The sequence below is a fragment of the Curtobacterium sp. B18 genome, assembly GCF_000333375.1.
Taxonomy (GTDB): Bacteria; Actinomycetota; Actinomycetes; order Actinomycetales; family Microbacteriaceae; genus Curtobacterium.
This window is the reverse complement of record NZ_BACZ01000593.1, coordinates 1-7,234: the sequence shown is the minus strand read 5'-3', so window position 1 is coordinate 7,234 and position 7,234 is coordinate 1. Positions and strand designations below refer to the sequence as shown.

General features: G+C 70.9%; 8 protein-coding genes and 1 pseudogene. 8 read left to right on the top strand and 1 reads right to left on the bottom strand.

Annotated features, from left to right (window positions below; genetic code table 11):
• The 8 genes from tsf to I5E_RS16080 all read left to right on the top strand — a co-directional run.
• Window positions 1-759 (top strand): translation elongation factor Ts (gene tsf, locus I5E_RS16115; protein WP_022907891.1); only part of this gene is annotated, 759 nt, incomplete at its 5' end.
• A 153-nt stretch (window positions 760-912) separates the two neighbouring features.
• Window positions 913-1,632 carry a UMP kinase gene (gene pyrH, locus I5E_RS16110; protein WP_022907890.1) on the top strand — a complete coding sequence of 240 codons (720 nt, stop codon included), beginning with the start codon at window positions 913-915 and terminating at the stop codon, window positions 1,630-1,632.
• 47 nt (window positions 1,633-1,679) lie between these two features.
• Window positions 1,680-2,234 (top strand): ribosome recycling factor, encoded by a 555-nt coding sequence (frr, locus tag I5E_RS16105; RefSeq protein WP_022907889.1) that lies wholly within the window; start codon window positions 1,680-1,682, stop codon window positions 2,232-2,234.
• Window positions 2,234-3,226: a phosphatidate cytidylyltransferase gene (locus I5E_RS16100; RefSeq protein WP_022907888.1), complete on the top strand. Its 993-nt coding sequence runs from the start codon at window positions 2,234-2,236 to the stop codon at window positions 3,224-3,226. The genes frr and I5E_RS16100 overlap by 1 nt, the downstream gene beginning before the upstream one ends.
• A gap of 67 nt (window positions 3,227-3,293) precedes the next feature.
• Window positions 3,294-3,842, top strand: a complete 549-nt coding sequence (locus I5E_RS16095) for a DivIVA domain-containing protein (RefSeq protein WP_042723970.1) — start codon at window positions 3,294-3,296, stop codon at window positions 3,840-3,842.
• Window positions 3,843-3,902: 60 nt separating this feature from the next.
• Complete coding sequence (locus tag I5E_RS26565; RefSeq protein ID WP_022907886.1) at window positions 3,903-4,886, top strand: transglycosylase SLT domain-containing protein; 984 nt, start codon at window positions 3,903-3,905, stop codon at window positions 4,884-4,886.
• 14 nt (window positions 4,887-4,900) lie between these two features.
• Window positions 4,901-5,206, top strand: coding sequence for a hypothetical protein (locus I5E_RS16085; RefSeq protein WP_022907885.1), 306 nt, complete (start codon window positions 4,901-4,903; stop codon window positions 5,204-5,206).
• Window positions 5,203-5,931, top strand: a complete 729-nt coding sequence (locus I5E_RS16080; RefSeq protein ID WP_022907884.1) for an alpha/beta hydrolase — start codon at window positions 5,203-5,205, stop codon at window positions 5,929-5,931. The genes I5E_RS16085 and I5E_RS16080 overlap by 4 nt, the downstream gene beginning before the upstream one ends.
• A gap of 134 nt (window positions 5,932-6,065) precedes the next feature.
• Here the strand turns inward: I5E_RS16080 and I5E_RS25675 are convergent.
• A pseudogene (locus tag I5E_RS25675) lies at window positions 6,066-7,234 on the bottom strand (hypothetical protein); the annotation flags it as partial.

Sequence of the window (7,234 nt, the reverse complement as noted above, 5' to 3'; positions counted from 1 at the left end):
AAGAACGCGCTCGTCGAGGCCGACGGCGACTACGACAAGGCCGTCGAGCTCCTCCGCATCAAGGGCGCGAAGGCCGTCGCCAAGCGCGACGACCGTGCGACGTCCGAGGGTGTCGTCGTCGCGTCCACCGACGGTGGCGCCGCGACCGTCGTCGAGCTCGCGAGCGAGACCGACTTCGTCGCGAAGAACGAGAAGTTCACCACGCTCGCCGACAAGGTCGTCGCCGCGGTCGCCGCCGCCGGTGCCGCCGACGTCGAGGCCGGGAACGCCGCGCCGCTCGACGGCAAGACGGTCGCCGAGGCGATCGACGAGGCTGCCGCCGCACTGGGCGAGAAGCTCGCGCTCCGCACGGTCACCCGTGTCGAGGGCGACGCGTTCGAGGTCTACCTGCACAAGACCAGCCAGGACCTGCCCCCGCAGATCGCCGTCGTCATCGCCTACTCGGGCTCCGACGCGGCCGAGGCCCGTTCCATCGCGCAGCACGTCGCGTTCGCGAACCCCTCGTACCTCACGCGTGCGGACGTCCCGGCCGAGGCCATCGAGAAGGAGCGCGCCACCGTCGAGGCGATCACGCGCGAAGAGGGCAAGCCCGAGGCCGCCCTCCCGAAGATCGTCGAGGGTCGCGTCAACGCCTACATCAAGCAGGTGTCGCTCCTCGACCAGGACTACGCGAAGGACAACAAGATCTCCGTCGCGAAGGCCGCCGAGAACGCCGGCATCACGATCCAGGGCTTCGCCCGCGTCAAGGTCGGCGCGTAACGAACCCGTGACGGGGCTCGGAACCACCAGGTTCCGGGCCCCGTTTTCGCGCGCCGACACGCGCGGACCCCGTCGGGAGGCACGACCTGCCCCCGCCGGACCGGCTGCGGCCGGGTAGATTCCCACGAGACATTCGACGAAGGGTGCGACCACATGACGAACGAGAAGACCGGCCGCCGCCGGGTCCTGCTGAAGCTGTCGGGGGAGGCGTTCGGTGCCGGTTCGCTCGGCGTGAACCCGGACGTCATCAGCACGATCGCGAAGGAGATCGCGGTCGCCGCGCAGGACGTCGAGGTCGCGATCGTCGTCGGCGGCGGCAACTTCTTCCGCGGCGCGGAGCTCTCCCAGCGCGGCATGGACCGCGGGCGCGCCGACTACATGGGCATGCTCGGGACGGTCATGAACGCGCTGGCGCTGCAGGACTTCCTCGAGCAGGCCGGTGCCGCCACGCGCGTGCAGTCGGCGATCAGCATGACCCAGGTTGCCGAGCCGTACATCCCGCGGCGGGCCGAGCGCCACCTCGAGAAGGGACGCATCGTGATCTTCGGTGCCGGCGCGGGGCTCCCGTACTTCTCGACCGACACGGTCGCGGCCCAGCGTGCCCTCGAGATCGACGCGCAGGAGGTCCTCGTCGCCAAGAACGGCGTCGACGGCGTCTACACGGCCGACCCGAAGAAGGACGCCACGGCCGAGAAGCTCCACCACGTCACCTACCAGGACGCTCTCCTCAAGGGGCTCAAGGTCGTCGACGCGACCGCGTTCTCGCTCTGCATGGACAACGGCATGCCGATGCACGTCTTCGGCATGGAGGGCGACGGCAACGTCGCAGCGGCCATCCGGGGCGAGCGCATCGGCACGGTGGTCAGCAACTGACCCCGTCCGCTGACTAGACTCGACGCCAGTACCGAAGGAGTAACACCGTGATCAGTGATGTCCTGACCGAAGCCACCGAGAAGATGGCGAAGGCGGTCGAGGTCGCCAAGGACGACTTCTCGACCGTCCGCACCGGCCGCATCAACGCGGCGCTCTTCCAGAAGATCCCGGTCGACTACTACGGCACGCCGACGCCGCTCGCGCAGCTGGCGTCCCTGCAGACGCCCGAGGCGCGCACGCTCATCGTGACGCCGTACGACAAGTCCGCACTCAAGGAGATCGAGCGCGCCATCGCGACGTTCCCGAACCTCGGTGCGAGCCCGACCAACGACGGGGACATCGTCCGAGTCACCATCCCGGAGCTCACCCAGGACCGCCGCAAGGAGTTCGTGAAGCTCGTGCGCGGCAAGGGCGAGGACCACAAGGTCGTCATCCGCAACATCCGCCGCAAGGCCAAGGACGACCTCGACGCGCTGAAGGGCGAGATCTCGGACGACGAGATCTCCCGTGGCGACAAGGACCTCGAGGCCCTGACCAAGAAGCACGTCGACCAGATCGACGACTCGCTGAAGAAGAAGGAAGCCGAACTCCTCGAGGTCTGATGCGTCGTCCGGACCAGGGCGGTGACCGCCCCACAGCAGAGAAGCGTTCCGCCAAGGGGCTGCGTCAGGACTTCGATGCGCGCGCACGCGCTGCGCGCACCGACTTCGAGGCGCAGCTCCGGCAGCGGAAGGCCGACTTCGGCGTCCGCAACGAGGCCCTGACGGCGCGGACCGGGCGGAACCTCCCGGCCGCGATCGGGATCGCCCTCGCCTTCGCGGTCGTGATGCTCGGGTCGTTGCTCATCTGGAAGCCGTCGTTCATGGTCGTCGCGGCGTTCCTGCTCGGCGTCGGCGTGTACGAGCTCGCCAGCGCCATGCGCTTCGCCGGACGCGACGTCCCGCGCATCCCGAGCGTGCTCGTCAGCGTGGCGGTCGTCCCGGCGGCGTTCCTCGGTGGTCAGATCCCGGCGCTGTTCACGCTGCTCGGCGGGATCGTCCTCATCATCCTGTGGCGCCTCGTCGAGGTCGTCGTCTCGCGGGACAAGCCCTCCGCCGGCAACGTCACACGCGACCTCACGAACGGGTTGTTCGTGCAGGCGTACATCACCCTGCTCGGCGCGTGCGTCGTCCTGCTGGCCGCCCAACCCGAGGGCCAGTTCTGGGTGATCGCGTTCATCCTCGTCGTGGTCGCGGTGGACACCGGTGCCTACGCCACCGGGCTCAACCTCGGCAAGCACCCGATGGCGCCCCGGATCAGCCCGAAGAAGACGTGGGAGGGCTTCGCCGGGTCGGTCGCGGCGAGCATCGTCGTCGGCATCATCGTCTCGTGGCTCATGCTCGGTCTGCCGTGGTGGACGGGCGTCGTCCTCGGCGTGCTCATCTCCGGGTCCGCCACGCTCGGCGACCTCACCGAGTCGATGATCAAGCGCGACCTCGGCATCAAGGACATCTCGTCGTTCCTGCCGGGTCACGGCGGGCTCCTCGACCGGATCGACAGCATCCTGCCGTCGGCCGCCGTCGCCTACGTGCTGTACCTCGTCGTCAACCACTGAACGGTCTCGGCTCCGGCGCCCAGCGCGTCCAGGACACACCATGGTCCGGTCCTGGCAGAATGTCGCCGTGGCCACCACCTTCCCGAACGCAGACCGCTCCGCCCTCGGATACGACGTCGACGAGGTCGAGCGTTTCCTCGAGGACGCCCGTCGGGCCTACACGGCCAACGACACCGCTCCGGCGATCGAGGCAGCGAAGATCCGCGCGACGGCCTTCTCGATGCGCAAGGGCGGCTACTCGACCGCGCACGTCGACGCGGCGCTCGAGCGCCTCGAGGACGCCTTCGCAGCCCGCGAGCGCGAGCGGGAGATCGCGGAGATCGGGCAGAAGGCCTGGTACGCCGAGGCGCGGTCGAAGGCCTCCGACGTCGTCGCCCGGTTGGAGCGTCCGGACGGCCAGCGGTTCGGTCGGGTGAGCTTCCTCGGCACCGGGTACCACCCGAAGGACGTCGACGCGTTCGCGACGCGGCTCGAGGGCTACTTCCGCGACGGCAAGCCGCTCAGCCTGACCGAGGTGCGTTCGATCGTCTTCCGCCCGAAGCACGGTGGCTACCGCGAAGCCCAGGTCGACGCCCTGCTCGACGCCGTCGTCGAGGTCATGCTCGCTGTCCGCTGACGACGCGCTGACCGCGGGTGCTTCGCTTTCCGTGATCGTTCCGTTATCCTGGTCGAACTCATGGGCAGGCACACGGCAGACATCAGCTCCGACCGCGATACCCGCGAGCACCTCGGCCTCACGGCCGCCGGTGAGCGCCGCGCGGCACTGAACCGAACCCGCACGGCGGAGAACTCGGTCCTCCCGGCGAACCCGACGGTGGTCACGGCATCGGTGCCGACCACTCCGGTCGTCGCCCCCAAGTCGGTCGCAGCGAACCGCGTGTCGGACACCACCGACGCCCAGGCCTCGGCCGTGCGTGCCGTGCCCGCCACGCCGGCCGACCCGCGCATCGTCACGCAGCGCCGTGCCCGCGCCGTGGCCGCCTCGACGAAGCCGTCGTCGCCGCAGAGCGTGAACACGTTCATGCGCAAGCGTGCGACCGTGCCGGTGCTGTCCTTCTTCGCGGTGTCCGGCATCGTCGTCGGCTCGCTGTTCAACCCGCTCCAGCCCGACGTGGCGCAGGCAGCCGTGTCCGCACCGGTGCTGGTCAAGGCACCGGCGGCGCCGCAGGAGTTCACCGCCCACGGCACCTACGCCGCGTTCGACGTCTCCCGCGACGGGTACGGCGTCACCCTGCCGAAGCCCAAGGTCGTCGAGAAGCCGAAGACCGAGACGGACACCACCGAGTCCGACACCGCCACCGACTCCACCGCCTCGGTGAGCGCCGAGAACACGCTCGCAGCGACCGCTGCGACGCCGGACCCGGGCAGCGCCCAGGCCATCGCGCAGCAGATGGTGGCCGCCCGTGGCTGGGGGACCGACCAGTACAACTGCCTCGTGTCGCTGTGGAACAAGGAATCGGGCTGGCGCGTCAACGCCTACAACCCGAGCGGTGCCTACGGCATCCCGCAGGCGCTCCCCGGCAGCAAGATGGCCTCGGCCGGCGCCGACTGGCAGACCAACCCGGCGACGCAGATCACCTGGGGTCTCAACTACATCTCCGGCGTCTACGGCACGCCGTGCGGTGCGTGGGGCCACAGCGTCGCGAACAACTGGTACTGATCGGCTGAACGCAGGTGCCGCGGAGCAACCGGCCGCGACGCCCACGGGGGCGCGGGCCTGAGCACGACGACGAGCCCACCGGTCTCGACCGGATGATGAGCTCGTGGAAGCGCACCGAGGTGCGTCGGGGTCGCGAGTACCTCGTGCAGCCGGTCTCGGCCGCGTCGGCGCAGAAGGAGTACGTCTGCCCGGGGTGTGGCGGTGCGGTGCTGCCGGGTGTGGCGCACGTCTTGTTCTGGCGTCCCGACGGGGTCCTCGGCGACGAGGCCGACCTCGCGTCGCGCCGTCACTGGCACAACCACTGCGGGAGCATCGCATGAGCACCGAGATCCGTTCGAACACCGAGCTGCCGGCACGACGCACGGACGTCGAACTCGTCACCGACGACCACCTCACGCTCGTCGGCGAGCTGGCGGAGCCGCTGGAGCACACTGCGCGCGGCACGATCGTGACCCTGCACCCGCTGCCCACCGCGCACGGGTTCATGGACTCGCACGTGCTGAAGAAGGCGGCGGCGCGGCTGCCGGCACTCGCGGACATCGCGGTGCTCCGCTTCAACTTCCGGTCGGTGACCTCGCCGCGCGGGACGTCCGAGGGCGTGTTCGGCGACGGTGTCTCCGAGGGCTTCGACCTGCGCGCGGCCGTCACCGAAGTCGTCGACCGGGGGCTGCCGACGCCGTGGCTCGTGGGGTGGTCCTTCGGCACCGAGGTGATCCTCAAGCACGCGCTGGAGCACGTCGAGGCCGGCCGGGTCGCCGGGGTCGTCCTGCTCTCGCCGCCCCTGCACCGGACGACCGACGAGGAACTGGCCCGCTGGGCGGACGTCACCGTCCCCGTCGTCGCGCTCGTGCCGGAGCACGACGACTTCCTCCGGCCGGACCAGGCGGAGCGCCGGTTCGCCGTCGCGCCGAACGTCCGCGTCGTGCCGGTCGACGGTGCCAAGCACCTCTGGGTGGGTGAGAAGTACGTCCGGATCGTGCTCGACGCCGTCGCGGACCTCGTCGTGCCGGGCAGCGCCCCGCTGCCGACGCACGTCACCGACTGAGCGACCCCCACCGACTGAGCGCCGCACCGCACCGCTCACCGACCGAGCGCCGCGCTGCACGGCCCTGGACGCCGCGCGTCGACGACGGGAGCCCGTCCAGGAGGAGCGACCCGCGCCTCCTGGACCGGTCGCGTTCAGCGGGCGGTCGCGTCCTCGTCGTCGGTGACGGTCTCGTCGTCGCGCACCGTCTCGTCGTCGGGCTCGACGACGATCTCGGCCGGCGTCGCGCCGTCGGCCGACGGCGCCGTGCCGAGCAGGCCGGTCGCGTGCGTGAGCACGCCGCGCAGGTTCTCGAGGTAGCCGGCCACCGCGTCGCGCTCGGTCCGGATCGCCGCGAGACGGTCCTCGGACTCGGCGATGATGCCGGCCGTGCGCTCCTCGGCGTCCGCGATCATCTGGTGGACGCGGTCCTGTGCGTCGGCGACGATCGTCCGCGCGTGCTCCTGCGCGTCCGACGTGCTGGAGCGCTCGAGGTCGTCGGCCTCCTGCTGGAGGCGTTCGGCACGCTCACGGGCCTCGGTCGCCCGACGCGTCGCCTCGGCGAGCTGCAGGTTGGCCTCGTCGAGGTACTTCTGCGTCTCGGTGACGGTGTCGTGGTGCTTCTGCAGGTAGTCCTGCTCGGCGTCGTCGCGACGGGCGGTGAGCTCGGACTCGAGGGTCGTGCGAGCCTCGTCGCGTTCGCGGGCGATCTCGGCACGGACCTCGTCGCGCTCCCGGACGAGGTCGGCTCGGGCGGTGTCGATCTCCTGCCGGAGTGCCGTGCGCTCGGCCTCGAGCGCGTCGAGCTCGGCGGTGCGGCGGTCGGCGATCTCGGTGTCGACCTCGGCGTGCTCGCGTTCGCGGCGGGCGGCGAGTTCGTTCTCGTGCTCGCGGGCGGCGCGCTCCGCGGTCGCCTCGGCCTCGGCGCGCTCACGCTCGATGCGGGCCGCGTGCTCGTCGAGTTCGCGGGCGATGCGGTCAGCGGTCTCCTGCACGAGGCGGGCGTTCTCGGCGCGGGTCTGCTCCTCGTCGACGCGGAGCTGGGCGCGTGAGGCCTCGATCTCCTGTTCGAGGGCGGTGCGGGCGGACGCGAGTTCGCGGTCCCACTCGGCCCGGGCCGCGGCGAGTTCCTCGTCGTGGACGCGACGGCGGTCGCCGAGCTCGGTGTCGAGGTCGGCGCGACGGCGGTCCACCTCGGCAGCGAGGTCGGCGCGGCCGGTCTCGAGCTCGATCGTGTGCGCCGCGAGCTGCTCGTCCCGCTCGCGGTGCCACGCGGCGCGGCCTTCGGTGACCTCGCGCTCGAGGGCGTCACGGCGGGTGGTCT

What these genes read in the sequence shown, in the direction of transcription:
- pyrH (WP_022907890.1), top strand. Translation starts at nt 913, where the DNA reads ATGACGAACGAGAAGACCGGCCGCCGCCGGGTCCTGCTGAAGCTGTCG.
- I5E_RS16100 (WP_022907888.1), top strand. Translation starts at nt 2,234, where the DNA reads ATGCGTCGTCCGGACCAGGGCGGTGACCGCCCCACAGCAGAGAAGCGT.
- I5E_RS26565 (WP_022907886.1), top strand. Translation starts at nt 3,903, where the DNA reads ATGGGCAGGCACACGGCAGACATCAGCTCCGACCGCGATACCCGCGAG.
- I5E_RS16080 (WP_022907884.1), top strand. Translation starts at nt 5,203, where the DNA reads ATGAGCACCGAGATCCGTTCGAACACCGAGCTGCCGGCACGACGCACG.